Annotated in this window: 25 protein-coding genes; 11 read left to right on the top strand and 14 right to left on the bottom strand. The window is 72.1% G+C overall.

The window, feature by feature from the left end; genetic code table 11:
* The first annotated feature begins 45 nt into the window (after positions 1–45).
* On the top strand, positions 46–840 hold the full coding sequence (locus CRYAR_RS06480) for an SAM hydrolase/SAM-dependent halogenase family protein (RefSeq protein WP_035849069.1): 795 nt from the start codon (positions 46–48) through the stop codon (positions 838–840).
* Here the strand turns inward: CRYAR_RS06480 and CRYAR_RS06475 are convergent.
* From CRYAR_RS06475 to CRYAR_RS06460, 4 genes are read right to left on the bottom strand one after another with little or no spacing between them, the layout of a single operon-like run.
* Entirely contained in the window at positions 806–3730 is a 2925-nt protein-coding gene (locus CRYAR_RS06475; protein WP_035849067.1) for a PAS domain S-box protein, read from the bottom strand. The genes CRYAR_RS06480 and CRYAR_RS06475 overlap by 35 nt on opposite strands.
* A 25-nt stretch (positions 3731–3755) precedes the next feature.
* Positions 3756–4784 (bottom strand): ABC transporter permease, encoded by a 1029-nt coding sequence (locus tag CRYAR_RS06470; protein WP_211247293.1) that lies wholly within the window; start codon positions 4782–4784, stop codon positions 3756–3758.
* Positions 4774–6537: a sugar ABC transporter ATP-binding protein gene (locus CRYAR_RS06465; RefSeq protein WP_211247292.1), complete on the bottom strand. Its 1764-nt coding sequence runs from the start codon at positions 6535–6537 to the stop codon at positions 4774–4776. Before CRYAR_RS06465 ends, CRYAR_RS06470 begins: the two co-directional genes overlap by 11 nt.
* Positions 6534–7574, bottom strand: coding sequence for an ABC transporter substrate-binding protein (locus tag CRYAR_RS06460; RefSeq protein ID WP_035849066.1), 1041 nt, complete (start codon positions 7572–7574; stop codon positions 6534–6536). The genes CRYAR_RS06465 and CRYAR_RS06460 overlap by 4 nt, the downstream gene beginning before the upstream one ends.
* A gap of 175 nt (positions 7575–7749) precedes the next feature.
* On the opposite strand from CRYAR_RS06460, the gene CRYAR_RS06455 reads away from it, so the two are divergent.
* A complete protein-coding gene (locus CRYAR_RS06455) occupies positions 7750–8184 on the top strand; it encodes a CBS domain-containing protein (protein WP_035849063.1) in 435 nt (144 codons plus the stop codon).
* Between the two features lie 46 nt (positions 8185–8230).
* Here CRYAR_RS06455 and CRYAR_RS06450 read toward each other — a convergent pair whose 3' ends face one another.
* Entirely contained in the window at positions 8231–8743 is a 513-nt protein-coding gene (locus CRYAR_RS06450; protein ID WP_035849061.1) for a YbhB/YbcL family Raf kinase inhibitor-like protein, read from the bottom strand.
* Positions 8744–8818: 75 nt separating this feature from the next.
* Between CRYAR_RS06450 and CRYAR_RS06445 the strand changes: the two genes are divergently transcribed.
* Positions 8819–9445 carry an FCD domain-containing protein gene (locus tag CRYAR_RS06445; RefSeq protein WP_084701762.1) on the top strand — a complete coding sequence of 209 codons (627 nt, stop codon included), beginning with the start codon at positions 8819–8821 and terminating at the stop codon, positions 9443–9445.
* Between the two features lie 135 nt (positions 9446–9580).
* On the opposite strand, the gene CRYAR_RS46815 is transcribed toward CRYAR_RS06445, so the two are convergent.
* A complete protein-coding gene (locus tag CRYAR_RS46815) occupies positions 9581–9925 on the bottom strand; it encodes a DUF732 domain-containing protein (protein WP_157017426.1) in 345 nt (114 codons plus the stop codon).
* On the opposite strand from CRYAR_RS46815, the gene CRYAR_RS46810 reads away from it, so the two are divergent.
* Complete coding sequence (locus tag CRYAR_RS46810) at positions 9906–10298, top strand: hypothetical protein (RefSeq protein ID WP_157017424.1); 393 nt, start codon at positions 9906–9908, stop codon at positions 10296–10298. The two genes, CRYAR_RS46815 and CRYAR_RS46810, sit on opposite strands and share 20 nt — an antisense overlap.
* A gap of 101 nt (positions 10299–10399) precedes the next feature.
* Here the strand turns inward: CRYAR_RS46810 and CRYAR_RS06435 are convergent, their stop codons facing one another.
* The gene (locus CRYAR_RS06435) at positions 10400–11131 is read right to left on the bottom strand and encodes a M50 family metallopeptidase (protein WP_035849058.1); all 732 of its coding nucleotides are present in this window, start codon (positions 11129–11131) and stop codon (positions 10400–10402) included.
* 201 nt (positions 11132–11332) lie between these two features.
* Between CRYAR_RS06435 and CRYAR_RS06430 the strand changes: the two genes are divergently transcribed.
* Entirely contained in the window at positions 11333–11797 is a 465-nt protein-coding gene (locus CRYAR_RS06430) for a Rieske (2Fe-2S) protein (RefSeq protein ID WP_035849056.1), read from the top strand.
* Positions 11798–11884: 87 nt separating this feature from the next.
* Here CRYAR_RS06430 and CRYAR_RS06425 read toward each other — a convergent pair whose 3' ends face one another.
* Positions 11885–12643: an SDR family oxidoreductase gene (locus CRYAR_RS06425; RefSeq protein WP_035849054.1), complete on the bottom strand. Its 759-nt coding sequence runs from the start codon at positions 12641–12643 to the stop codon at positions 11885–11887.
* Positions 12644–12886: 243 nt separating this feature from the next.
* On the opposite strand from CRYAR_RS06425, the gene CRYAR_RS06420 reads away from it, so the two are divergent.
* On the top strand, positions 12887–14035 hold the full coding sequence (locus CRYAR_RS06420) for a TIM barrel protein (protein ID WP_051569833.1): 1149 nt from the start codon (positions 12887–12889) through the stop codon (positions 14033–14035).
* On the opposite strand, the gene CRYAR_RS06415 is transcribed toward CRYAR_RS06420, so the two are convergent.
* Positions 14028–15557 (bottom strand): class I adenylate-forming enzyme family protein, encoded by a 1530-nt coding sequence (locus tag CRYAR_RS06415; RefSeq protein WP_051571942.1) that lies wholly within the window; start codon positions 15555–15557, stop codon positions 14028–14030. The two genes, CRYAR_RS06420 and CRYAR_RS06415, sit on opposite strands and share 8 nt — an antisense overlap.
* Before the next feature lie 43 nt (positions 15558–15600).
* On the bottom strand, positions 15601–15963 hold the full coding sequence (locus tag CRYAR_RS06410; RefSeq protein ID WP_035849050.1) for a DUF3224 domain-containing protein: 363 nt from the start codon (positions 15961–15963) through the stop codon (positions 15601–15603).
* A 77-nt stretch (positions 15964–16040) separates the two neighbouring features.
* Between CRYAR_RS06410 and CRYAR_RS06405 the strand changes: the two genes are divergently transcribed.
* Positions 16041–16520: a nucleoside deaminase gene (locus tag CRYAR_RS06405; protein ID WP_035849048.1), complete on the top strand. Its 480-nt coding sequence runs from the start codon at positions 16041–16043 to the stop codon at positions 16518–16520.
* Here the strand turns inward: CRYAR_RS06405 and CRYAR_RS06400 are convergent.
* The gene (locus CRYAR_RS06400; RefSeq protein ID WP_035849047.1) at positions 16517–18067 is read right to left on the bottom strand and encodes a CocE/NonD family hydrolase; all 1551 of its coding nucleotides are present in this window, start codon (positions 18065–18067) and stop codon (positions 16517–16519) included. The genes CRYAR_RS06405 and CRYAR_RS06400 overlap by 4 nt on opposite strands.
* Before the next feature lie 84 nt (positions 18068–18151).
* Between CRYAR_RS06400 and CRYAR_RS06395 the strand changes: the two genes are divergently transcribed.
* Complete coding sequence (locus CRYAR_RS06395; RefSeq protein ID WP_051569832.1) at positions 18152–18526, top strand: hypothetical protein; 375 nt, start codon at positions 18152–18154, stop codon at positions 18524–18526.
* Here CRYAR_RS06395 and CRYAR_RS42795 read toward each other — a convergent pair.
* Positions 18523–20124 carry a hypothetical protein gene (locus CRYAR_RS42795; protein ID WP_157017422.1) on the bottom strand — a complete coding sequence of 534 codons (1602 nt, stop codon included), beginning with the start codon at positions 20122–20124 and terminating at the stop codon, positions 18523–18525. The genes CRYAR_RS06395 and CRYAR_RS42795 overlap by 4 nt on opposite strands.
* Positions 20125–20166: 42 nt before the next feature.
* Positions 20167–20643 (bottom strand): phospholipase A2, encoded by a 477-nt coding sequence (locus CRYAR_RS42790; RefSeq protein WP_211247291.1) that lies wholly within the window; start codon positions 20641–20643, stop codon positions 20167–20169.
* Positions 20644–21322: 679 nt separating this feature from the next.
* Here CRYAR_RS42790 and CRYAR_RS06380 point away from each other — a divergent pair.
* The 3 genes from CRYAR_RS06380 (at position 21323) to CRYAR_RS06370 (ending at position 24880) form a co-directional block, all read left to right on the top strand.
* On the top strand, positions 21323–22477 hold the full coding sequence (locus CRYAR_RS06380) for a sensor histidine kinase (protein ID WP_051569829.1): 1155 nt from the start codon (positions 21323–21325) through the stop codon (positions 22475–22477).
* Complete coding sequence (locus tag CRYAR_RS06375; protein WP_035849045.1) at positions 22474–23139, top strand: response regulator; 666 nt, start codon at positions 22474–22476, stop codon at positions 23137–23139. Before CRYAR_RS06380 ends, CRYAR_RS06375 begins: the two co-directional genes overlap by 4 nt.
* 70 nt (positions 23140–23209) lie before the next feature.
* A complete protein-coding gene (locus tag CRYAR_RS06370) occupies positions 23210–24880 on the top strand; it encodes a GGDEF domain-containing protein (RefSeq protein WP_157017419.1) in 1671 nt (556 codons plus the stop codon).
* Here the strand turns inward: CRYAR_RS06370 and CRYAR_RS06365 are convergent.
* A complete protein-coding gene (locus CRYAR_RS06365) occupies positions 24775–25293 on the bottom strand; it encodes a DM13 domain-containing protein (protein ID WP_211247290.1) in 519 nt (172 codons plus the stop codon). The genes CRYAR_RS06370 and CRYAR_RS06365 overlap by 106 nt on opposite strands.
* Between the last annotated feature and the right edge of the window lie 17 nt (positions 25294–25310).

The following is a 25310-nucleotide window of genomic DNA, read 5'->3' as shown; positions in this document are numbered from 1 at the left end:
ACCCAGGCGAGCGGTGAACATCCGACTGCTGAATGGGGGCTAAAGATGCGTGCCATCTCGTTCACGACGGACTACGGGCTGTCGGACGCGTTCGTCGCGATCTGTCACGGCGTGGCGCTGAGCGCCGCGCCCGGCGTCCGCATCATCGACGTCACCCACCTCGTGCCGCTCGCCGACGTGCGCCGCGGCGCGGCGGTCCTCGCCGACGCCGTTCCCTACCTGCCGACCGACGCCGTGCACGTGGCCGTGGTCGACCCCGGCGTCGGCACGGCCCGGAGGGCGATCGTCGTCGAGACGCCGCGCGGGCACCTCGTGGGGCCGGACAACGGGCTGCTGCTCCCGGCCGCCGAGGCGCTCGGTGGGGTGGTGGCCGCGGTGGAGCTCACCGAGGTCGCGCCGGCCCGGACGTTCCACGGGCGGGACCTGTTCATGCCGGCGGCGGCGCGCCTGGTCAACGGCGCGTCGGCGGCCTCACTGGGGCCGGCGGTCCGCCCGGACACGCTCGTCGCGCTTCCGGGCGCGGTCACCCGCACCGGCCCGGGCTGGCTGGAGGCCGAGGTGCGGGCGGTCGACGGGTTCGGGTCACTGCAACTCGCCGCTACCGCGGCGGAACTGGATCCGCTCGGTCCATCGGTGCGGGTCCTTCTTCCGGACGCCCGGCGCCACGACCTCGCCCGCGGTGAGACGTTCGGCGACGTGCCGCCCGGCGAGCTCGTCGTGCTGCTCGACTCGACCGGCCGCGTGGCGATCGCGGTGAACCAGGGCAGCGCGGCCGAGCGTCTGGCCGTGGGCGCGGGCGCGGTGCTCAGACTCGAACGGCGGCGTGCACCGGAAGCGTGAGCGTGAACGTCGTTCCGGTGCCGAGCTCGGACTCGGCGCCGATCCGGCCCCCGTGGTGCTCGACGATCGTCCGCACGATCGACAGCCCCAGCCCGGTGCCCTGAATCGCCTCGTCCATCGCGTTCGACGAGCGGAAGAACCGGTCGAACAGGCGGCTCTGCTCGTCGGCCGGGATGCCGATCCCGGTGTCGGCCACCGTGATCACCACCTCGTCGCCCACCCGCCGGCCGGCGAGTGTCACCGCACCGCCGCCCGGGGTGAACTTCACCGCGTTGGACAGCAGGTTGAGCAGCGCCCGGTCGAGGTGAGCGGCGTCCCCGCGCACCACCCCGACGTCGGCCGGGACGTCGCAGGTCAGCGTGATGTTCTTGCTCAGCGCCAGCGGCCTGATCGCACCGACGGCGGCGTCCAGCAGCGGGGTGAGGTCGACCTCGTCCTGGCGCACCCGGAACACGCCGGCGTCGATCCGGGAGAGCGTCAGCAGGTCCTCGACCAGCAGCAGCAGGCGCTGCGAGCTGCGGTGCGCCACCTGCACCATCTGGGCCTGCGCCGGGGTGATCGGACCGACGTCGCCGTCGAGCAACAGCTCGAGGTAGCCGGAGATGCTGGTCAGCGGCGTCCGCAGTTCGTGCGAGACGGTCGAGACGAGGTCGGTGCGCACCTGGTCGATCTCGCGCAGGCCCGCGACCGCGTCCTTGAGCGCCTGCTCGGTGCGTTTCCGGTCGGTGATGTCGGCGAACGTGACGACCGCGCCCTCGATCTGCCCGTCGCGACGCAGCGGCGCGGCGACGTACTCGACGGCCAGCGGCGTGCCGTCGCGGCGCCAGAACACCTCGCTGTCGACACGGTTCGTGCTGCCCCCGGCGATCGTTCTGGCGATCGGGCAGTCCTCGGCCGGGTAGGGCGAGCCGTCCGGGAGATGGTGGTGGAGCACCTCGTGGGCGACCCGCCCGAGGAGTTCCTCGACGTCCCAGCCGAGCGACCGGGCGGCCTGCCGGTTGACGAACGTGATCCGGTCGTCCTGATCGAGCCCGTAGATGCCCTCGCCGGAGCAGTCGACGAGCTGCTCGAACCGGTTCGCGAGCCGCGCCCGCTCGCGCTCGAGCCGGTGGGCCTCGGTGAGGTCGAACGCGATGCCGATGTGTCCCTCGACCGTGCCGTCGACGTTCCGTAGCGACGTGACCGTGAGCAGAACCGGGAGCTTGTACCCGTCCGAGCGGACGAACGTCCACTCGCGCGTGCTCGGCAGGCCGTCGCGGAGCAGTACGGGAAAGATGTCCGCCGCCGACTCGACGCCGAGCTCGTGCGCGACCGCGGCCATCTCGGCGGGGTCGTGCAGGGCGTCGAGCACGGACGTGCCGATGACCTCCTCGGCCCGGTAGCCGAGCATCCGGTGGGCGCCCTCGTTGAAGACCGTGATCTGCCCGGTCGCGTCGCAGCCGATGATCGCGCACTCGGTGGCGCCCCGGAGGACGCCCTCGAGCAGGTCGTTGGTCCGCCGGATCTCGGCCTCGGCGCGTCGGCGCTCGGTGACGTCGCGCAGGATCGCGGTCGCGAACAGGCCGCGCGGGCTCTTCCAGGTGGAGACCGAGGCCTCGAGGTGCAGCTCGGAGCCGTCGGCGCTGGTGGCGTCCAGCTCGATGGTCGGGTCCGGGTGCGGGCTCGCCGCCTCCGGCCCGTCGGTGAGCGCGGGAAGGCCGCCGGGGATGACGCGGTCGACCGGCGCGCCGAGGATCCCGGCCGGTTCGACGCCGAACAGCCTGGCTGCACCGCGGTTCCACGCGGTGACGCTGCCGGTGTGGTCGACGGTGACGATCGCGTCGGTGGCGGTGTCGGTGACCGAGTGCAGCTCGGCGGTCATCGAGACCGCGAGGACACGCGCGCGGGTGCGGGCCGAGGTCAGCGCGAGCAGCAGCGCACCGGCCAGCACGGCGACGGCGGCGCCGCCGATAGCCAGCGCGAGCGGGCCGTACTGCGTGAGCGGCCCGAGGTTGGGGGCGGCGGCGAACCGCACCAGCCACCGCCGTCCCTGCATCGACAGCTCGGCCCGCTCCGGGGTTCCGCCGGCCGCCGCGGCCGGGGCGTACAGGGCGTCGGGGCTCGTCGCCGGGGCGGCGGTAGCGCCGATGTCGTCCAGCTGGAGCCGGTCGGCGTCGGCGCCGAGCGCACCCTCGGCCAGATCACCCATCCGGAACGCGGCGTAGACGACGCCGGTGAACGCCTCGCGCCGGGCCGCGGCGGTGGCCGGGGTCGTCGTCGTGCGGTACACCGGCACCATCACCAGCGCGCCGTGCTGCCGCCCGGTCTCCTGGACGAGCTTCGTGGGCGCGGTGAGCCGCGGTACGCCCAGGTCACGCGCGGCCAACGCGGCCGAGCGGCGCCGGGGTTCGCTCAGCAGGTCGAAGCCGACCGCGGCCTCGTTGCCCCCGACCGGGTCGACGTAGGTGATCGGCAGCGCCACCCCGGTGCCGCTCGGCCGGATCCGGAACGCCGGGTAGCCCTGGCGGGCCGCGGCCAGGTCGGTCGCCGTCCGCCGGCTGAACACCGCGCGGGCGGACCCGTCCACGAACTGCGCGGCCCCGACCACCTGGATCCCCGGGTAGCGCGGCCGTACCGCCAGCGCGTCGGCGTAGCGCTGGTACTCCGCGCGGCTGGGCCATCCCTCGGTACGCAGCCACGCGGCGACCCCGCGGAGCGCCTCGACGTAGTGGTCCACCTGCCGTTCCAGGCGGGTGGCCGCGGCGACGGTCTGCGCCTTCGCCTCCCGGTCCCGGGTGCGGTCGCTGACGTGCGCGGCGAACAACGACGCGACGGCCGCGACGGCGATCACCGTCGCGGTGGTAATCACGGCGGCACCCCAGCGGACGATGCCGGCGCGACCCTCCCTCATTTCTGCACAATAGCGATAAAAAGGGTTATTGACGCATTCGGCTGTTCCATTGATCGAAGCCGACAGCCACCAGAATCAGAACACCTATCGCGATCTGCAGATAGAACGCGTTGATCGCGAGCAGGTTGCCGCCGTTGTTCAGGACACCCATGATCAGCGCTCCGGTCGCCGCGCCGAGCGCCCCGCCTTTGGCGCCGAACAGGCTCGCGCCGCCGATCACGCAGGCGGCGATCGCGTTGAGTTCGAACCCGGTGCCCGCGGTGGGGATACCCGCGCCCAGCCGGGACGTGAGCAGGACGCCACCCAGGCCGGCGAGCAGCCCGGAGATCGCGTAGACGGAGATCGTCACCGCGGTGACCGGCACCCCGGCCAGGCGGGCGGACTCCGGGTTCGATCCGACCGCGTAGATGTAGCGCCCGAACACCGTGCGGGTGAGCACGAACCAGACGATCAGCACGACCGCCGCCGCGATCAGCAGCAGGTTGGGGACGCCGAGCACGGTGCCGTTCGCGATCTCCTGGAACCCCTCGGGCAGGCCCTGCACCGTCTTGGCGTCGGTGATCACCAGCACGACGCCGCGAGCGATGCCGAGCATGCCCAGCGTCGCGATGAACGGAGGCAGTTTGGCCCGGGTGACGAGCAGACCGTTGGCCAGGCCCAGGGCGGCGCCGATCGCGACGCCGACGGCGATCGCCACCAGCACCGGCCAGCCCGCGACGAGCAGTTGCGCGGTGACCGCTCCGGAGAGGCCGAGCACCGAGCCGACCGAGAGGTCGATACCGGCGGTGAGGATGACGAGGAGCTGACCGACCGCGATGATGCCGAAGATCGCGACCTGCCGGGCCAGGTTCGCCAGGTTGCCGCCGGTGAGGAACGTGTCGCTGGCGAGCGTCAGCGCGCCGACCGCGACCAGCAGCACCACGAGCCCGCCGCTCTCCCGCCCGGCGATGTCGCCCAGGGTCAGCACCCGGTGCGACGGCGCCGCCGGCTTCTCGGCCTCGCTGGTGATCGTGGTGGTCGGCACCTCCTCCCGCCACATCAACTTATTCACCACCACGGTCCCCTTCCTGGCCTTCGTCGCGGCCCCCGGCGGCCGGGCCGCCGCCGGGGGCTGACTCGGGGGCGGCTCCGCCGGACGCCAGGCGGAGCACCTCTTCCTCGGAGGCGCCGGCCGGGAGCTCCCCGGCGATCGCGCCGTCGCGGAGCACGACGATCCGGTCCGCGAGCCCGATCAGCTCGGGCAGGTACGACGACACGACGACGATGCCGAGCCCACGCCGGGCCAGGTCACCGATGACGTCGTACAGCTCGCCCTTCGCGCCGACGTCGATCCCCTTCGTCGGCTCGTCGAACACGAGCACCTTCGGCTCGGTGAGCAGCCACCGCGCGAGCAGCACCTTCTGCTGGTTCCCGCCGGAGAGCGTCGACACCGGCTGGTCGTACGACCCGGCACGCAGCCGCAACGAGTCGAGCAGCCGATCGGCCTCCGCGGCCTGGGCCTTCCCGGGCAGCAGCCCTCCTCGCGACGCCCGGCGCAGGCTCGCGATCGTCACGTTCTCCCGGATCGAGAGCTCGGGGAGCAACCCGAGCACTTTCCGGTCCTCGGTGAGCAGCCCGAGCCCCGCGTTCATCATCGCCCGCGGCCCGGTCGGGCGCACGGTGCGCCCGTCGACCTGGATCTCCCCCGCGACGATGCGTTCGGCGCCGAAGATCGACAGCAGCAGCTCGCTGCGCCCCGACCCGAGCAGCCCGCCAATGCCGACGATCTCGCCCGCGCGGACGTCGAGGTCCACCGACGGTCCGTCCGCCGTCCGACGCAGCCCGCGTACCCGGAGCAGCGGAGTGCCCGCGTCCCGGGCCTCCTCCGGGTACAGCGACGTCACCTCGCGCCCGACCATCGCGGCGATCAGCCGGTTCTCGTCGTAGTCGGTCATCGGCCCGGTCTCGGAGAGCCCGCCGTCGCGCAGGACCGTGACCTGGTCGCCGATCTCGAACATCTCCTCCAGGCGATGGGTGACGTAGAGCATGGCGACGCCCTGCTCGCGGAGGCGTCGGATGTGGTCGAGCAGGCGCGCCGACTCGCTCTCGGTGAGCGCGGTCGTCGGCTCGTCGAACACGATCACCTTCACCTCCTCCGCGGTGAGCACCTTGGCGATCTCGACGAGTTGCTTCGTCGCCGCCGAGAGGCGTTCGACCGGGGTGTCCGGGTGGAGGTCGGTGAGGCCCACGTCGGCCAGCGCCAGCCGGGCGGAGCGGCGGAGCCGGCGGGAGTCCAGCAGCCCGCGGCGCGCAGGCAGGCGTCCCATGTAGAGGTTCTCGGCGACCGAGAGATGCGGGAGCAGGCTCAGCTCCTGATAGACCGCCTGGACACCGGCCGCGCGCAGGGCGGCGGGGGTCGCCGACGCCACCTCGGCGCCGTCGATGCGGTAGTCGCCCCGGTCGCGCCGGATCGCGCCGGTCAGGACGCGGATCAGCGTCGACTTCCCGGCGCCGTTCTCGCCGGCCAGGCAGTGCACCTGCCCCGGCAACAGCCGCAGCGAGACGTCACTCAACGCTTGGACCGGCCCGAACGCCTTCGACACCCCCACCAGCTCGAGTACGGCCGGACCGAGACCGGGCGGGTCGATCGGCGCGGGCCCGTCCGCGCCGGGGCGGCGGTCGGCGGCGGGGTCGTCGACCGGCATCGGTCCACCGTCCGCGGCCGGGTCCTCGGCGGGCACCGGCTCACCGGTCACCCGGTCGATCGGCGCGGGATCACCCGCCGGGTCGGACGGCGCGGGCGGGTCGCGGTCGGCGGGACGGGTCATGAGCCGGGCTCGGCGGTGGGCGGTTCGAGCAGGGACTTCACCTCGGGAGTGGTGCGGTTCTTCTGGTCGGCGACCACCGCACCGGGGTCGATCTCGCGCGGCGGCGTGCGGCCGCTCGCCGCCATCGCCGACGCGAGCACGCCCTGGTACCCGAAGAAATACGGGTTCTGGACGATGAGCGCGTCGATCGTGCCGTTCGCGAGGGCCGCGTTCTCCTGCGGGTCGGAGTCGAACGCCACGACCGGGATCCGGTCGGCGGCCTTGTTGTCGGCCACCGCCCGGGCGGCGCCCACGCCGGACGTGTTGTTGTCCGCGAACACGCCGAGCAGGTTCCTGTTCGCGGTCAACGCGTCGTTGACCTGCGAAGCGGCCGTGTTGATGTCGTTGTTGTTGTACCGCTGGAGCTTCGCGTCGACGCCGGGACAGCCTTCCGCCAGCCCCTGCCGGAACCCGCGGTCCCGGTCGACGAGCGACTGGATGCCCGCCACCGACGACTCGACCAGAATCGCGCCGGACGTCCGTCCCTGGGCCTTGAGCAGCTCGCACATCCGCCGCCCGGCCTGCTGCCCGGCTTTCACGTTGTCGGTGCCGATGAAACCCTCGGACGACGTGGTGACCCGGGTGTCGACCGTGATGACCTTGACCCCGGCCTTCCGCGCCCGCTCGATCACAGAGTCGAGCGCGCTGGACGAGTTCGGCGCGATCACGATGCCGTCCACGCCGCGTGAGATCGAGTTCTCGACCAGTTGGACCTGCTCGTCGATGTTCGTCTCCGAGGTGGGGCCGAACGTGTCGACCTCGATGCCGAAGTCGTCGGAGGCCTGCTCCGCGCCGGCCAGCATCACCTGCCAGAACGACGAGTCGCTGGCCTTGATGATGACGTCGATCCGGGTGCCGCTCGCGGCCCCGCCGTCACCGCTCCCGCCGCCGCCCGAACCACTGCCGGTCGCGCGGCCCACCACCACCCCGGCGACCACGGCCACCAACGCGATGATCGCGACGAAGGAGAGGGAGAAAACCGTCCGGGTGCGCGCCATGCGGCCTCCTGCGGCTCACGTCATTGTGATCCAGGTCTCACCAGAGTGCGCCTCGGGAACGGTCGATGTCCGGCAATCACCAGAAGTCACCAGGAGTCCGGACCCTTGACGCGAGACGGACCGAACCGGTACCCAGGACAAAACACTCCCCGACCTGCGTTGGGAGCGATGTCCGATGCTGATCAGCGATGTCCTACGCAGCAAGTCCAGCGGTTCCGAGGTAGCGACCGTCCGGCCCGACGAATCCGTCCGCGCACTCCTGGCCCGGTTGGCCGAACATAATTTCGGGGCACTCATCGTGTCGAACGACGGCGAGACGATCGCCGGGATCGTGTCCGAACGCGACATCGTGCGACGTCTGCACGAACACGGCGCGCGCCTGCTCGACGAGAGCGTGTCGTCGATCATGACCGTCGACGTCCACACCTGTCACAGCACCGACGACGTGGCGCACGTCCGAGGGACGATGACCGACCGCCGTATCCGGCACCTACCGGTGGTGGACGAGGGCCGCCTGGTGGGCCTGGTGAGCATCGGTGACGTCGTGAAGAGCACGATCTCCGAGCTCGAGACCGAGAAAGAACAACTGGTCGGCTACATCACGAGCTGACCGATCGCGAAAGCGCCGCACGTCCTCGGCGTGCGGCGCTTTCGCGTCAGGCGGACGTTTCCGCGGTGGCGGTCAGCACCGCACGGCCCAGGACGTGGCCGGAGATCGTGAAGCCGAGCAACGCCGGGGTGGCGTCGGCCGGAACGCCGATGTTCTCGACGTCGAGCGCGTGCACGACGATCACGTAGCGGTGCTCGCCGTGCCCGGACGGCGGGGCGGCGCCGATGTAGCGCGCGAGCCGTGCGTCGTTGGGCAGCTGGTACGCACCGTTCGGTAACCCGGAGCCGGTGTCGTCACCCGCCCCCTCGGGCAGCGAGGTGACCGTCGCCGGGAGGTCGGCCACGGCCCAGTGCCAGAAACCGGAACCGGTCGGGGCGTCGGGGTCGTAGACGGTGACCGCGTAGCTCTTGGTGTGCTCGGGTGCGCCGCTCCACGACAGCTGCGGCGACAGGTCTTTCCCGGCGCGTTGCTCGGCGGCGAACGGCGCCCCGTCGGTGACGGACGAACTGGTGACCGTGAAGGTGGCCGCCTCCGGGAGGCGAGCGAAAGGATCGTTCATGCAATCGACAGTAACACCGAAAATCGATTATCTGCCACATGGTCTATGATCAGTTGCGTGGTCGATGCCAAGCAGATGCTGTCCGGACGCGTCTACGACGTGTTGCGCGACGCGATCCTCGGCGGCGACTTCGCCCCCGGCGACGCGCTCAAGCCACAGGAGCTGGCGGGTGAGCACGGCGTCAGCCTGGCCGTGGTGCGCGAGGCCCTGGTGCGGTTGGTCGGCGACGGTCTGGCCGACCGCCGGACGAACCGCGGATTCGCCGTTCCGCTGCAGTCCGACCGGCGCTGGCAGGACCTGGCCGAGGCCCGGTGCGTCGTCGAGGTGGCCGCGCTGCGGCTGGCCATCGAGCGGGGCGACCTGGAGTGGGAGGCCCGGATCCGGGCGTCGCACCACCGGCTGGCCGGCACTCCCGCGTTCGAGGGCACCCGGGTGACGGCCGAGTGGTCACGCGCCCACCGCGACTTCCACCGCGCGCTGCTCGAGGGCAGCGGCAACGCCGTACTGCTGGAGACCTTCGATCGCATGTGGCTGGCCGGCGAGCTGGCTCGCCGCTGGTCGTCGGGCCGCGCCCCCGAGCGTGACTATCTCGGCGAGCATCGCGAACTCGAAGAGGCCACGCTCGCCCGCGACGCCGAGACCGCGGCCGCGCTGCTGACCCGGCACCTGACGCACACCGTCGACGCACTCGGTGCCGACTGATTCGTCGCCAGGAGGCGGGACACGACTACGCACAACGTGGGCGTGCGAACGGCGCCAGTGGCGGGCAGACGGCGGCGGGCAAGGGGGAAACGCCGATGAGGGCGCGCCTCTTGGCGCGCCCTCGGTCGGGGGTGGTCAGGCGATGGTGACCTTGCTGCGCAGGTCGGGGCACAGGTTCTTGGTGGCGGCGTTCAAGACGCTCAGGGCGGCCTTGCGGGGGTTGGCCGGGGCCTGCTCGGCGACCAGCCACTGGGTGACGTCCATGACCACGCGGGTCTGGTCGTAGATCTTCAGCTCGCCGCAGGTCTCCTCGCCGAGCTGCACCATCTTCGGCTGGTAGCCGAAGACCTTGTAGACCTCGGTGGACAGGGTGACCAGGTACTTGTTGTAGCGCAGGTCCGGGTCGGCGCAGTTCTTGCCCGCGTAGTAGGTCTTCGGCAGGGACGCGTCCGGCACGCACTTGTTCGTCATCGTGGCCATGAAGGGCGCGGTGGTGGCGGTGACGGTGGCCGCTGCCGTCGCGCCGGTGGTCGCCGTCGTCGCGGTGGACGTGGTCGCCCCGGTCGAGGTGGTCGCCCCGGTGGACGTGGTCGCCGCGGCGGTGGGCGCCGCGGTCGGTGTGGTGCTGGGCGTGGCGGCCTTCGCGGCGGCCGGCCCGCTTGTCAACGCGCTGAAGGCGGTCTTCAGACCCTTGGGCGCTGCGACCTCGGCCGCGTTCGCCGCCCAGACCACCAGGCCCACGATCGCGGCGACACCCAACAGCCGCAGCCCAAAACTGACTCGGTACCCCATGACGTTCCATCCCCTCCGGTATCGAAACTCACCGGAACAGACCGCCGAAGTCGCCCCCTGATACGCCTGTGACCGGAGCCACACGCCACCGCCACACATCCGACCGCGCGCTCACGTATCCCGCCCCGCGCCGCGCCCCATGCGCCCGCACGCCCCCACCCCTCAGGCAATGAGCAGCAGCCACGCTCCGAACGCCAGTGCGGCCCAGCACAAGCCCAGATGCACCACCACAAAAACGATCTGCGGCACGTAGGTCAGGTCGCGCAGCACCAGGTAGTCCGACTTCCCCTTCGCCTTGCGGTCGATCTTGCGGTGCTCGGCCTTCAGGAACGGGCTGATGTGCCGCATCCCGCGCAACAGCAGCGACCACACCAGGAAGTACGCGACGACGGTCTGGGCGCCGGTCGTCGTGTTCCAGGCCACCAGCAGGAGAACGCCGTCGACCGCGCCGATGAAGAACAGGCCGAACGGGTTCTTGACCAGCCAGAACAGCACCACGAGCAAGACGATCGCCAGCCACAGGACGGCCACTGGATGGTGCCGGGAGAGCAGCCACGCGCCCAGCAGGCCGAACAGCGGAGGCCCCAGGTATCCCACGAACGTGGTGACGAAATCCGCCAGGCCGGCGACCACGACCTCGGTGGCCGCGTCGCCTTTCCGCGGCAACGTGACCCCGCCGACCCGGCCGGTCAGGCTCGCCGCCATCGCGTGCGCGCCCTCGTGGCTGCTGGTCGCCAGGCGGCGGATCACGCCGGTACCGACGAACATCAGCGCGAGCAGGCCGGTGAACACCACCAGCCAGCCCGGCGTCGGCGACTGGCGCTCGGCGATCTGTTCGGTGATCTGCTCGATTCGCCCCGACGACGGTGGTACCGCCACGACGGATAACAGCATGATTGCCCCCCGACAATCGGCGGGCCCCACCCCTGGTCCCCGCCTCGACGCGACCCAGCCCAACGGGCTGCGTTCCCCCGCGTCGGGCCCCGACGTTCCCACCGGCGGGTGGTATGCGTGACCCCCGATCAACCCTCATCACTTTTCGGGGTTCACTGATCACTCTGCGTGCGACAGACTGGCCCGGACGAGGGGGGACAGATGAGTGAGAACAGGGCGGTTCGGCGACGAAGTGTGGTCGCCGGAGCGGGAGCGATCGGAATGCTCGCCGCGTGCAGTTCGTACGGTGACGACGGATCGGACACCGAGGCCACCACCGCGTCCACGCCGGCCACGACCGAAACGACGACAGGAACCACGGCCGACGCGACGCCTGCCGGCACCGAACTCGGGCCCACCAGCGACGTCCCGGTCGGAGGGGGCAAGATCTTCCCGACCGAAAAGGTCGTCGTCACCCAGCCGACCGCCGGCACCTTCCAGGGCTTCAGCGCGGTGTGCACGCACCAGGGGTGCACGGTGTCCTCGGTGAAGAGCGGCGAGATCATCTGCAACTGCCACCAGAGCCACTTCTCCGCGGCCGACGGGTCGGTGGTGTCGGGCCCGGCGAAGACCGCGCTGCCGAGCAAGACCGTGACGGTGTCCGGCGACGCGATCTATCTGGCCTGACTCCCCCACCGACGGGGGGACGCGAGGCGCGCGTCGGGACCACCGCTGGAGGTGCGGAGCTGCGGGCGGTGGTTCGCCGGGCGGCGTCTACAGGAATTTACGGAGAAGTGGTGCCGGAGCGATCCGGTAGAGGGGGGCGACCACCCGCCAGGGCCAGCCGGGAACGTACGCCGAGGCGGGCTCGCGCTCGACCGCACGCGCGAGCGCCCGGCACCCGGTGGCGACGTCGACCGCGAACGGCAGGGTGGTGGCGCCGGCGTTGAGGTCGGTGCGGATGTAGCCGGGTTCGATCGTGGTGACGCGGATCGGGGTGTCGGCGACGTCCAGGCGGATGCCCTCGGCGAGGGTGGACAGGCCGGCCTTGGTGGCCGCGTAGACGCCGGCGCCCCGGCGCCCGCCGCGCAGCCCGGCGATCGACGAGATCACGACGAGGTGGCCGGAGTTCTGCTCGCGGAACAGCTCCATCGCGGCCTCGCACTGGGCCAGCGCGGCGACGAAGTTGGTCTCGGCGGTCTCCCGGTTGGCGGCGAAGCGCCCAGTGCCGATCGACGCGCCGCGGCCCGAGCCGGCGTTGACGACGACCCGGTCGATCTGGCCGAGCCCGCTGGCGAACGAGCGGAACGTCCGGAAGATCGCGTCGTGGTCGGTGACGTCGAGGCTGTGGATCGCCACCCGGATACCGGGGTTGGCGCTCACCAGTTCCTCACGGAGAGTTTCCAAGCGATCGAGGCGGCGGGCACAGAGCGCGAGGTTGCGTCCCCGGGCGGCGAACTCGCGCGCCAGACCGGCGCCGAGCCCGGAACTGGCTCCGGTGATCAGGATGTTGGCGCGGACGGTTCGTGGCATCGAAAGGTCCCCCGGTCCTGCGGTGGCGGCAGACCACGATTCTGACTCCTGTCACACCGGCCCCACTAGGCACCCTCTCGGTGACTGATCGATCACCGAGTATGGATACCGCCCTCGCCGATCCGATATGGTGCTGCTCCCAGGTGACGAAAGATCCTTTATTCACTCTTTGTAAAGGACATCGATGACGTCGTGGTTAGGCGGCGCACCGTTGAGTAACGGCGCCGGTCGATCGGACGGCTGATGACCGACGGGCCGCTCTCGTACTGTGCCGATATTCACCCGGCCTCCGACCTCGGTGATGTCGTCGCGCAGCTCGACCGTTACGCGGAGCCGATCCGGCGATCCGTGCCGCTGGAGCGGCTCGGACTCGGGCTGCGGCTGCCGACGTTCGTCGCCGCGGGCCTCGCGTCGGACCGGTCGGCTCGCCGCCGGCTCCGGCTCGAACTCGACGCGCGGGGTCTGGAAGTCGTCACGCTGAACACCGGGAGCGAGTCGCCGCGCTGGAACGACCCGGCGCGCCTGCGGTACTCGATCGACTGCGCGACGGTCCTGGCCGACCTGCTGCCCGACCGGTTCGCGTACGGCACGATCGGCACCGTGCCGCTCGGCTGGCGGACGCCGTGGTCGGTCGCCGACGACGCGACCGCGGCCGCGTACCTGGGGTTGCTCGTCGAGCGGTTACGGGCTCTCGACGGGGAGAACGGGCGGCCGGTGACGCTGGCGTTCGAGCCCGCACCGGGGTTCCGGTTCGACACCGTGCTCGACGCCGTCCGCTGGCTGGCCGGGCGGGTCGATCCGGAGTACGTCGGGGTGTGCGTCGACACGTGCGCGCTGGCGGTCTCGTTCGTGGATCCGGCCGCGGCGATCTCCGCGGTGTACCGGGCCGGCCTGACCGTGCAGAAGGTGCAGGCGGCCACCGCGCTTCAGGTCGACGATCCGCGTGATCCGGCCACCCGCCGCGCGCTCACCGCGCTGACCTCGGACGTCGCGCAGCCGGTGCGTGAGCGCGGCGCGGACGGCCTGACCCGCGCCGCCGACGACCTGCCGTACGCGCTGACGTGGTTGCCGGGCGCCGGTCCGTGGCGGATCAGCCGGCACCTGCCGCTGCACGCCCGCCCGGATTCCCCGCTGCGCCCCACCAGCGGGGTGCTGCGCGCGACCGTGGACGCGGTGCTGGCCGAGACCGGCTTCGCCGACTTCCCCCACGTCGAGATCGACGTGTGCCCGCGCGCCGCGGGCATGGACGACGTGGCGTCGCTGGTGGCCGGCGTGGCCGCGGACGTGGCGTGCGTGAGCGAACTGCTCGACGAGGTCGGCATCAGCAGCGAACCGGCCGCGCGGAGCCTCGCCGGTCCGATGCTCCGCGTCGGCAGCGCCTGGGTCAGCTGAGCTTCCGCCGGAGCGTCTTGCGGTCGAGCTTGCCGACGCTGGTCAGCGGGATCTGCTCGACGATCCGGACGTCACGGGGGTACTTCACGGCGGCGAGCCGTGCTTTCCCGTGCTCGATCAGCTCCTCGGTGGTGACCGTCGCACCCGGACCGAGCTGCACGAACGCCACGACCTCCTCGCCGCGACGCGGGTCGGGCCGGCCGACCACCGCGCACAGCGCCACGTCGGGGTGCGTGAGCATGGCCTCCTCGACGTCCCGCGGGTAGACGTTGAAGCCGTCCCGGATGATCAGGTCCTTGATCCGGTCGACGACGAACAGGTTGCCCTCGGCGTCCTGGTGACCGATGTCGCCGGTGTGGAACCAGCCGTCCTGGATCGCGTGCGCGGTCTCGTCGGTGGCGTTCCAGTACGCGGACATCATCATCGGGCCGCGGGCGCAGATCTCGCCGTCCTCACCCGGGTCGACGGGTGTGCCGTCAGGGCGCACGATCTTCATCTCGATGTTCGGCATCGGGACGCCGACGCTGCCCACCGGGACGGGCCGGCCGGGCTTCCCGGCCGTGATGCCACCGGCGAGCTCCGAGCAGCCGTAGCCCTCGTACACCTCCACCTGCGGCAGCCTCTTGACGAAATCCGCCGCGACCTGGGCGGGGAGGGGCGCGCCGCCGCTGGCGATCCGGCGCAGCGACGAGAGGTCGTAATCCTCCATCGGCTGGGCCATGACCAGCTGCAGCATGCTCGGAACGACCGCGCCGAGCTGCGCGCGGTGCCGCTCGGCGAGCTGCAGCCAGCCGACCGGATCGAACCACCGCATCAGCACACCGGTCCGCGGGGTGGTGGCGTGCACCGCGGTGACGCTGACCGTGAGCCCGTAGACGTGCGAGAGCGGCAGCGGGAGGAGCGCCACCTGCAGATCGTCGTCCTCGTCGGAGTTGTGCACCATCGCCCAGGCGGCGGCCGACATCGCGTCGTGCGTGAGCATGACGCCCTTCGAGCGGCCGGTGGTACCGCCGGTGTAGAGGAGGCCGGCGAGGTCACTGGGGACGCGGGAGACCTGGGGTGCCTCGTCTCCGGCTTCCAGCTCCGCGAAATCCAGGGCGCCCGAGCCCTCGCCCGCCACGATGATGCCGCGCACGGTGGGGATGCCCGCCGCCGCGTTCTGGATCTTGGGGAGGAACTCCGGCGTCGTGATGACGAACGCGGCCTCGCTGTCGCGCAGGATGTGCGCGATCTCGGCGTCGCTGAGCAGGAACAACACCGGGGTCGTGACGCCACCGGCCCACCAGATGCCGTGATAGGCGACGCCCACCTCGGGGCAGTTGGCCATGCACACGACCACCCGGTCGCCCGGGCGCAGGCCGGCGGCGAGCAGGCCCGCCGCGAATCGGCGGGACCGGGCCCCGAGCTCGGCGGCCGTCCAGGTACGGCCCTCGAAGATCTGGACGCTCTCCTGGCCGAGCCTCTCCCAGGAGCGTTCGGCCAGCTGCGGGAGAGTGCTTCCGGTGGCGGCGGTGACGGTCATCATTGACCTCCTCGTCGGCGGCCTCCCCACCGTAAACCCCCGCTCACTTCGGAAGGTCGTAATCCACAGTGAACGTGTGGGAACCGTCGTCGTGACGCACGAGCACCGCGGTGCCGGACAAGCCGGTCAGCTCGTCGGTACCGGAGTCGGTGACGATCACCCAGCGGGTGTCCTCGGGCGTGGCCGCGTGCAGCAGCACGAAGCTGCCTTTCCGGCCGTGCAGGGTGCCGGTGATCAGCTCGAGCGCGACGTAGGCGGTCTGGGCGGCGGCGGTCATCCGGACCGTGCTCGTCGCCTCGACGTCGCCGGTGAACGTCTTGGTGAGGACGACCGACGAGATGATGCCGTCGGGCTCGCCGACGGGGTCGAAGCTGTCGACGGTGAACGACGCGGTGGCGCGGGTCATGAGCGGCTCCCTAGAACTGGTTGACCGTGAGCCTGGCGGTAATTCCTGACACCTAGTGGCAGGAGGACAATGACGCCATGACGATCACCGACGTCGACACCGACCACTTGCGCACCGCGATCTCGGTGGCGCGCAACGCGCGGGTGAACGGCAACCACCCGTTCGGAGCCACGCTCGTCGACGCGAGCGGCCTCCAGGTGCTGGCCGCCGAGAACAGCGTGGTGACCGGCCGGGACGCGACCGGACACGCCGAAACGAACCTGGTGCGCCAGGCGACCGGGCGGTTCGCGCCGTCGGAACTGGCCGAGTTCACGCTCTACACCAGCACCGAGCCGTGCGCGATGTGCGCCGGAGCGATCTACTGGGCCGGCATCGGCCGGGTGGTGTACGCGCTGGGCGAGGACGCGCTCGGGGAGATGACCGGCGCGGACCCGGAGAACCCGACGCTGTCGCTGCCGTGCCGGGAGGTGTTCGCGCGCGGGCAGCGCGAGATCACGGTCGACGGCCCGGTGGACCTCCCCGAAGCCCGCGCGGTGCACGCGGGGTTCTGGGGCTAGGCGGGGCGCGCCTGCTGGTACACCGGGAGGGTCACCGAGCCGCCGAAGGTTTCGCGGCGGGCTTTGACCATGCGGGTCGCGGTGGCCGCCGGTTCGCCCGTGCCGAGGTTGCGGGCGAACCGCGGATACGCCCCGCCCGCGACCGACATCCGCAGCCGGTGCCCCGCTCGCACCCGGTACGCGGTGGGCCGCATCTCCACCGGCACCTCGAGCGGCGAGCCCGGACGCAGCCGGACGAAACCGTCGGAGATCGACATCGATCGGCCCGACGGTTCGACGTCGCAGAGCCGGACGAAGACGTCGGCGTGGCCCGGTTCGCTGCGCACCCGCACCATCGCGCTCAGCTCCCCGACCAGGTCCAGATCGGACTTCAGCGGCGCGCTCGTGTAGCTGAGCACGTCGGCGCGGGCCTCGACCGCCCGGTTGTCGGCCGCACCGGCGTCCCGGCCGATCACCGGGCCGCCGACGGTGGGCGTCGGATCGGCCGGGTCGTAGAACGTGACCTGCGGCGCCTGGTCCACCGGGTCGGCGGCCAGCTGGCCGCTCCCGAAGTGCCAGGTCACCGGCGCGCTCGGCGGTGGCCACCGCTCGGCGTCGAGCCAGCGGTCGCCGTTCTGGAGCCAGAGCCGCACCGGCGCGCGCTCGGGTGCCGGTGCACCGAGGAGCACCGTGGAGAGGTGTTCGAAGGCGTCCCGGCTCGCGGCCAGCGCACCCCGGAGCTCGGCGTGGGCGCCGGGGCCGATCGTGAGCCGGGGTGAGTGGCCGGCCTTCTGCTGGGCGACGACGTCACGCAGCTGGTTGAGCAGGAAGATGTCCCACCAGACCGTGTACATCGAGACCGGCGCCGTCACCGAGGACACGCCCGCCGAGTGGTCGACCGGGGCCCAGAAGTCGTCGCCGGGATCGTCGTGCGCGACGACCTCCTGCCAGTAGGAGCTGACCGTGCCGATGCTCGCCAGCGGCAACCGGCTCATCGCCCGCCGGTTGCGGCGCCCGCGGAACCGGCCCGGCTGCGCCACCCCCATCCCCCACTCGTACGCGCCACGCAGGCCCACCCCACCGCCGAGGTACGTCGAGCTGGTGAACTCCGACGCGGTGATCGCCGGGCACAGCGCGGCCAGCGGCGGATCGGCGTACGGCGCCAGCGCCCACTGCGTGAAACCCAGGTAGCTCGACCCCATCATCGCGACCCGCCCGTCGCACCACGGCTGTTCGCGCAGCCAGCTCAGCGTCGCCAGCCCGTCGTCCTTCTCGTGGTGGAAGGGCTCGAAGAGCCCGCCGGACCCGGACGTGCCCCGCACACCCTGCACCACCACCTGGAGACCACGGGCGGCGAACGGCGCACCGTAGAACAGGGCCAGCTGCCGACCGCGGCCGTAGGGCGTGCGGACCAGCACCACCGGCGCCGGACCGCCCACTTCCGGCGCATAGCGGTCGGCGAGGAGCTCCACGCCGTCGGACATCGGTATTCGGAGGTTTCGTTCCACCCGGAAGCGGCGAGTTTTCCCGGGAAGCCGCAGCAGCCGATCGATCAACACGTTCCGCACGGGGCCACCGTAACGACGGGGTCTCACAGAACACGCACATGCTCCGTTCAGCGCAGCCTCAGGCTCCGGTCCGAAAAAGGAAACATGACACTCACGAGCATCGAGACCGCGGTCCTCGTAACCGTCGTCGGCACCCCGGGCACCGCCGCGTCACTCGCCGATCAGCTGCCGCCGCACTGGCGCGTCGAGAGCGCTGACCTCGCCGACGTCGACCACACCGACCTGCTCGTGATCGGGGGTGCCAGCGGCGCGCGCGTCCGAGCCGCGGTCCGGCAGCACCCCGGCACGCCGGTCGTCGGCGTCGTCGACCCGTACGCCACCGCCGAGCAGGTGGTCGAGGTACTCGAAGCCGGCGCCGACGCGTGCGTCCGCTCCGGGCTCCCCGCGCTCGTCGGCAGCCACTTGAGGGCGTGCCACCGACGCCAGGCGGCGGCGGGCCACCGACAGCAGGCGGCCTAGCGGTCGTGCACGTGGTCCTGGACCAGGTCGAGCCCTACGTCCTGGGGTTCGGCCTCGGGCCGGCGCCGCACCAGCAGGAAGCGCCGGTCGAAGTAGACGAGCACCAGGTACAGGAACAGCAGCGCGACACCGATCTGCAGCCCCACCGGTAGGCGCTGGCTGACCGGTGTCACCGGGGTGGCGACCGGCGTCGGGTCCGGCGCGACCGGGAAAATGTTCTCGGCCACCGGCCCGCCGGGGTACTCCGGTCGCCCGGCGACCGGCCCGCCGTCGGTTCCCGTTCCGGATTCTGACGCCATGGGGCGAGCTGTTTCGAGGCTGGGTGCGCGGGTGGGGGCCTCGACGCCCGGAGCTGGTTGTTCGGGGGCGGCGGGGGCTATGCCTTGTTGGTCCTGCGGTACGACTGCTTGGCCGGCGGGGGGCGCTATTTCGGTCTGTTGAGCGACTCGTTCGGCGGCGCGCTGTTCGGCGGCGCGGTGTTCGGCGGCGGCGCGTTGTTCTTGTGTGCGCCGTGCGGCAGCGCGTTGTTCGGCAGCGCGCTGGGCGGAAGCTCGTTGTTCGGCGGCGCGTTGTTCGGCCTGGCGCTGGGCCGAGGCGCGCTGGGCCGAGGCGCGTTCGGCGGCGGCGCGCTGGGCGGCCGCGCGCTGGGCGGCCGCACGCTGGGCGGCGGCGCGTTCGGCGGCTTCGCGGAGGCGGACCGCGGTGTCGGCGGCCGGGCTGTCCTCGTCGGTGCGCATCTCGGCGGCGCGTTGCTCGGCCACCCGACGAGCGGCCGCCGCACGCTGGGCCTCGGCCCGACGCGCAGCCGCGCGCTGAGCCCGCACCCGCTGCGTCTCGGCGCGTTGGGCTTCCACGTCCGCCCGGCGAGCGGCCGAGCGCTGAGCCGCATCCCGCTGCTGGCTCCACTGCCCGGGCCGCTGACCCGCCGCCCGCTCCCCCGCGGTCCGTTCCCCGGCGGTCCGTTCCCCGGCGGTCCGCTGCGCCTGCCGCTGGGCCGCGGCCTGCTGGGCTTCCGTCCGCGCGTCGGCTTCCCGCTGGGCCGCAGTGCGAGCGGCCGCCTGCTGCTGCGCCGCCTGCCGCTGCGCCGCTTGCCGTCGGGCCGCCTGCTGCTCGGCCGCCTGCCGCTGCGCCGCCTGCCGCTGCGCCGCCTGCCGTCGGGCCGCCTGCTGCTGGGCCGCCTGCTGCTGGGCCGCCGTGCGAGCGGCGGCCTGCCGCTGGGCGGCGGCGCGGGCGGCCGCTCGGCGCTGGGCGGCGGCTCGTTGCTGGGCGGCGGCTCGTTGCTGGGCGGCGGCTCGGGTGCGCTCGGTGGACTGCTGAGCGGTGCCACTCCGCCGCTGCCCCGACTGTCCGGCCGGCGCACCAGGAGCCCGGCGCCAATCCTGCTGCGGCTGCGGCGCCTCTCCCCAGGGTCCGGACCAGTCGCCCGGCCAGCCCTGGTCGTACGGCCACGAGTCGGTGCCGTACCGAGGCACCTCCCAGTCACTCGGGGCGTCCCACCGCGGTCCCCACCCGTCGTCGGCCATCGCCGGCGCCGCCGGTCCACACAGCAACACCGTGGCGATACCGGCACTCACGCACGCCGCTCCGAGCCTCCTCATCTTCCCCACGGTACTGCACAAATAGTCACAAAACGTACGCACCTAACCGTCGCGTCGTTGCGACACACGGTCCAGATGGGCGCTCACCGCGTTCACCGCCACCGGCGCGAGTGTCAACGCCAGCGCGACGAACACCCACGGCACCCACGGCTCCGGACGGGGCTCCCGCCAATCCTGTCGCCAGGAGTTCGCGACGACCACCCCGTGGTACACCGCCGCCGCAGCACGGCACGAGCCCGATCCGCCCACCGCCCGGCATCGGGCCTCCATCGCCCGACCGAACGCCGCATCGACCGCCTCGCGCGCCCACGGTCCGAGCGGCTCCCCGATCCGTGCCGCGTAGCGCAGCAGGTCGTAGCCCAGGTCGTGTGCCTTGCACGCCCCCGAGAAGTCGTACCGCGTGGCCCCGGTTGGCGCCGAACAAGCCCCCTCCGGCGTCACCCAGTTTCCGTGCTCCCGCACCGGCCAGTACCCCATCACCTCCCCGAAGTCCCCCGGCACCAGAGCCCCACCAGGCACGCCGTCCGCTCCTCCAACAGGAGCCGACCTCCCAGGAGCCGACTTCCCAGATGCCGACTTCCCAGGTGCCGACTTCCCAGGGACCTCCTCCACAGCGACCCTCCTCGCGGAGGGCTCCTTCGCGGGGGCTCCCTCGGTGGGACGGGCCTGGTGCGGAGGCGGAACGCTCGAGCCGCCCTCGGCGGAGTCCCGGCGGGCTTCTGTGGTCACCGCACGAGCCGGCTCGGCCGCGGACGAATGCGACTCCGACGGGGCAGCGCCGTCCGCCGGGGTGGTGGCGGCGGTCAAGACGCGGACGGCGATTCCGGCGGGGGAGTCGCGGTGGTCGGGCGGGTTCGTCGGGGTGGCGTCGCCGCAGAGGACGCCGGTCAGTCCAGTCGCCAGCAGGACCGTCCACACTCGCCGTCCCATGTCGCCCTTCCCCTCCGGGAACAGCGTGTCCCCGCTGGTCAGGACGCTAGAAGCGGGAACCCGAGCGGTCGTCCGGCCGAGGCGTGATCTCGCGCGTAGTCCGCCGGAGCGACATCGCGCGGACGTCACCCGCTGGTAGGTCCCGCCGTGAGCTCCCGGACGCGGCGCCCACCCCGGGCGACAGAGCCGGCGTCATACCGGAGTACCCCTTCGGAACACCGTCGGCGGTATGACGACCCGGCCACCCCCACCCACCTACGCTCACCCCGTGCGCTTACCGAACCCGGCCCGGCTGCCCCGGTGGGCCCGCAGCCCTCTCTGGGTGCTGATCACCCTCGGCGCGTACCTACCGCTCGCCCTCGCCGGCGCCCCGACCGTGCTCAAGATCGACTCGGTCTGGTTGATCGGGGTCGCGGGCGCCATGGCGCTGGCCTTCTGGCTGCTCCGCGGCCATCCGGTCGCGGCCTGGTACACGGCCGCGGCGCTCGCGCTGGTACTACCCAACACCTTCGAGGTGCTCGACGACGATCCGTGGCAGTGGCCGCCGCTGCTGGGTTTCACGCTGATCGCCGCGTACGCGAACATCAGTGCCCGCGCGCCGCGGCGACAAGCAGCCTGGGCCTGGGTCATCGCACCCGGGCTGTTCTGGGCGTACGCGAACGCGGACGCGCGCGCCGGCTGGATCGTGCTGCTCGTCGCGATCCCGATCGTGGCCGACGTGGGCCGGACGTTGCGTCGCACGCGGACGGCGCTGGGGCGGGAGCGGGAGCTCACCGAGGCCGAGAAGGCGCGTACCGCCGTGCTGGAGGAACGGGCTCGGATCGCCCGCGATCTGCACGACGTCGTCGCGCATCACATGTCGATGGTGGTGGTGCAGGCCGAGACGGCCCCCTACCGGCTGGCCGGCCTCTCACCCGAGGCCACCGCGGACTTCGCCGCGATCAGCACCACCGCGCGGGAGGCGCTGAACGAGGTCCGCGGGCTGCTGGGGGTGCTGCGCAGCGAGGAGATCTCCGCCGATCTCCGGCCGCAGCCCGGGTGCGACGACCTGCCCGAGCTGATCGCGGGGGCGGTCCGGGCCGGCGCGGACGTCGAGTTCACCCGCACCGGTGAGCCGCGCAAGCCGCGCCCCGGCGTCGACGTGGGGGCTTACCGGATCGTGCAGGAGTCGCTGGCCAACGCCGCTCGGCACGCCCCCGGCGCCTCGGCGCGGGTCACGCTCGCCTATACCGCCGACGCGCTGGAGATCACCGTGGTGAACGGGAAGGGCGCCCAGCAGGCCGAACCCCACTCCGCCGGGCACGGGCTCGTCGGCATGACCGAGCGCGCCACCGTCGTCGGCGGCGAACTCCGCGCGGCTCCCACCCCCGAGGGCGGCTTCGCGGTCCGCGCCCGCCTGCCACTGGAGCCGTCCGAGAAATGAGCGACTCCGTGCGTCTAGTGATCGTCGACGACCAGGCCATGGTCCGGCAGGGGTTCGCGGCCCTGCTCGACGCCCAGCCTGACTTCACGGTCGTCGGTCAGGCCGCCGACGGGGCCGAAGCGGTGTCGCTCACGCGTCGCGTCCGGCCCGACGTGGTGCTAATGGACGTCCGCATGCCGGTCATGGACGGGCTGGAAGCCACCCACCGGATCCTGCGTGCCGACGACACCCCGCGCGTCCTGATGCTCACGACGTTCGATCTCGACGACTACGTCTACGCCGCGCTCCGCGCCGGTGCGAGCGGCTTCCTGCTCAAGGACGCGCCGATGGCCGACCTGGTCCAGGCGGTGCGGGTGGTCACGGCCGGCGAAGCGCTGCTCGCGCCGAGCGTCACCCGGCGGCTGATCGCCGACTTCGCCCGCCGCCCGGCCACCCACCGCGCCCGGCCGGAGCGCCTGCGTGTGCTCACCCCGCGGGAGACCGAGGTGCTCGTGCTCATCGCCCGCGGCCTCTCGAACGGCGAGATCTCCGCGACCCTGGTCGTCGCCGAACAGACCGTGAAGACCCACGTCGGCCGCATCCTGGCCAAACTCGACCTCCGCGACCGCGCCCAGGCCGTCGTACTCGCGTACGAAACCGGCCTGGTCGCACCCGGCTCCTAGGGCGCGACCGGCCCTTAGGCGGCGCCCCCCACCGCCGATAGGAGAACCGGACGGAACTCCTGGAGGCCGAGTGGAACGACGTCGCCGACTCGCGGTGACCGCCGTGGCGTTCGCCACCGCGTACTACGCGATCGCACTGTTCTTCGTCTCCGACAGCGACGCGTTCACCGCGGTCGCCGCGGTCGGCGGCGCGGTGGCCTGCTTCGCCGCCGCGGGCGGAGCCACCTGGGCCGCCCGGCACACCCGCCGCACGTCCCGGCGCGGCTGGACGGCGGTGGCCGCCGGCCTCGCGCTGTGGGCGGCCGGCAACACGTCGAGCTTCCTCTGGTACCTCAGCGGCATCGACCAGTACTCGCGGACGACCGACGCCATCTACCTGACCGCGATCCCCATCCTGCTGTTCGGCCTGACCTCGCTGCTGGCCGCCCAGCTGCCGGCGGTGTCGCTGCGGCTGGTCCTCGACGGCGTGATCATCGCCGGCTCGCTGTTCCTGGTCAGCTGGGGCATGGTGCTCGGCCCGATCGCCGCCGAGCAGCAGTCCCCGATCAACTGGGCGATCTCGATCGCCTACCCGGTGACCGACGTCATGATGGCCACCGTCGTGCTGCTCGTGCTGAGCGCGGGCGCTCCCGGCACCCGCACCCCGCTCTCGCTGCTCAGCGCCGGCTTCCTGCTCACCGCGGTCGGCGACGTGGCGTACGCGCTCTTCGACCACCTCGGCAACTACAGCAGCAACGGCGCCGTCAACCTGGTCTGGTTCTTCTCCTACATGCTGATGCTGCTGGGCGGCGTGTGGGTCGCCACCGACCCTCGGACCGAGCCGCAGCAGGTCACCGTTCCGCCCTACACCCTGCTGCCGTACATCCCGTTCAGCCTGTCGATCTTCACCGCGCAGGCGGTCTACTTCGCGACCGGTGGGATCGGCCCGGTGCTCGTGGTCGGCTGCTCGGCGCTGGTCATGCTCGTGCTCGGCCGCCAGCTGACCATGGTGCGCGAGAACGTCACGCTCAACGCCCGGCTCGCCACGACCGTCGCCAAGCTACGCCGCCGCGAGGAGGAGCTCCGGCACCGCGCCTTCCACGACGGGCTGACCGAGCTGCCGAACCGCGTGCTGTTCCACCAGCGGGTGGAGGAGGCGATCGCCGCGCACGACGACGAGGTCACCGTGCTCTACGTCGACCTCGACGGGTTCAAGGCGGTCAACGACCAGCACGGGCACGACGTCGGCGACACGCTGTTGACGAAGGTCGCCGACCGGCTGCGTGAGTGCCTCGACGACCACCTCGTCGCGCGGCTCGGCGGCGACGAGTTCGGTGTCCTGCTGCCGGGCACGACGTCGCCGTCGGTCAGCACCGAGCTGGCCGAACGGATCGTGTCGACGATCGCCGGGATCACCACGGTCGACGGGCACCGCGTGCGTGTCGGCGCCAGCGTCGGGATCGCGGTGAACCAGACCGACGGCGGCGTCGGCGAACTCCTCCGCGCCGCGGACCTCGCGATGTACGCCGCGAAGGTCGAAGGCAAAGGCCGCTACGCCCTCGTCGGTTCCGCGATCACCGCGGCCGCGGCCACGTCTCCGCCTGCGGCGCGCGATGATCACGCCCGGCCCGAACCCTCGGAGGACGGGTCACCCGATCAGGCGGCGGCCAGCTCGGCGGCACCGAACGAGACGTGGAAGCGGGCACACCAGATCGAGACGCTGGTGAGCGTCTCCAAGTCGGCGTCGGCGGGGATCGAGTAGTTCTGGCTGCCCTTGTTGCCTTTGAGCTCGCCGAGTTCGAGGTACTTGTCGTCGTCGAACACCGTCCAGCCCGCGGTGCCCTCGACGACCTTCGCGTTGCTCAGCCAGACACGCAGGTCGGGGCCGTCGGACGTGCTCAGGTCCTCGAAGCGGAGGATCCGCTTGCCGTCGGGCAGGCGCAGGATCGCCACCGTGCCGGTGGTCTCGTGCTCGTGCGTGATCAGCGTGCCGCGGGCGAGCACAGTGGTCTCGGTGCTCTGGCCGGCCGGGGCCGCGGTGCCGGCCGGGGCGGATGGGATCGTCTCCTCGACCGTCGTGCTGGTGAAGATCCGCCAGGGTTCGAACAGCGCCAGTCCGGCGCCGATCCCCAGACCGACGATCGCGACGAACGTGAACAGCAGTGGCCGACGCACCGAGCCTCTTCTCGAGC

It is taken from the genome of Cryptosporangium arvum DSM 44712, from assembly GCF_000585375.1.
Lineage (GTDB): Bacteria > Actinomycetota > Actinomycetes > Mycobacteriales > Cryptosporangiaceae > Cryptosporangium > Cryptosporangium arvum.
The sequence above is the reverse complement of the archived record's forward strand: the minus strand, read 5'-3'. Positions and strand labels throughout refer to the sequence as shown.

Bases quoted from the DNA above. Each gene is read 5' to 3' on its own strand.
- CRYAR_RS06480 (WP_035849069.1), top strand. From the start codon at position 46: ATGCGTGCCATCTCGTTCACGACGGACTACGGGCTGTCGGACGCGTTC.
- CRYAR_RS06475 (WP_035849067.1), bottom strand. From the start codon at position 3,730: ATGAGGGAGGGTCGCGCCGGCATCGTCCGCTGGGGTGCCGCCGTGATT.
- CRYAR_RS06465 (WP_211247292.1), bottom strand. From the start codon at position 6,537: ATGACCCGTCCCGCCGACCGCGACCCGCCCGCGCCGTCCGACCCGGCG.
- CRYAR_RS06460 (WP_035849066.1), bottom strand. From the start codon at position 7,574: ATGGCGCGCACCCGGACGGTTTTCTCCCTCTCCTTCGTCGCGATCATC.
- CRYAR_RS06455 (WP_035849063.1), top strand. From the start codon at position 7,750: ATGCTGATCAGCGATGTCCTACGCAGCAAGTCCAGCGGTTCCGAGGTA.
- CRYAR_RS06450 (WP_035849061.1), bottom strand. From the start codon at position 8,743: ATGAACGATCCTTTCGCTCGCCTCCCGGAGGCGGCCACCTTCACGGTC.
- CRYAR_RS06445 (WP_084701762.1), top strand. From the start codon at position 8,819: ATGCTGTCCGGACGCGTCTACGACGTGTTGCGCGACGCGATCCTCGGC.
- CRYAR_RS46815 (WP_157017426.1), bottom strand. From the start codon at position 9,925: ATGGCCACGATGACGAACAAGTGCGTGCCGGACGCGTCCCTGCCGAAG.
- CRYAR_RS06435 (WP_035849058.1), bottom strand. From the start codon at position 11,131: ATGCTGTTATCCGTCGTGGCGGTACCACCGTCGTCGGGGCGAATCGAG.
- CRYAR_RS06430 (WP_035849056.1), top strand. From the start codon at position 11,333: ATGAGTGAGAACAGGGCGGTTCGGCGACGAAGTGTGGTCGCCGGAGCG.
- CRYAR_RS06425 (WP_035849054.1), bottom strand. From the start codon at position 12,643: ATGCCACGAACCGTCCGCGCCAACATCCTGATCACCGGAGCCAGTTCC.
- CRYAR_RS06420 (WP_051569833.1), top strand. From the start codon at position 12,887: ATGACCGACGGGCCGCTCTCGTACTGTGCCGATATTCACCCGGCCTCC.
- CRYAR_RS06415 (WP_051571942.1), bottom strand. From the start codon at position 15,557: ATGACCGTCACCGCCGCCACCGGAAGCACTCTCCCGCAGCTGGCCGAA.
- CRYAR_RS06410 (WP_035849050.1), bottom strand. From the start codon at position 15,963: ATGACCCGCGCCACCGCGTCGTTCACCGTCGACAGCTTCGACCCCGTC.
- CRYAR_RS06405 (WP_035849048.1), top strand. From the start codon at position 16,041: ATGACGATCACCGACGTCGACACCGACCACTTGCGCACCGCGATCTCG.
- CRYAR_RS06395 (WP_051569832.1), top strand. From the start codon at position 18,152: ATGACACTCACGAGCATCGAGACCGCGGTCCTCGTAACCGTCGTCGGC.
- CRYAR_RS42795 (WP_157017422.1), bottom strand. From the start codon at position 20,124: ATGAGGAGGCTCGGAGCGGCGTGCGTGAGTGCCGGTATCGCCACGGTG.
- CRYAR_RS06375 (WP_035849045.1), top strand. From the start codon at position 22,474: ATGAGCGACTCCGTGCGTCTAGTGATCGTCGACGACCAGGCCATGGTC.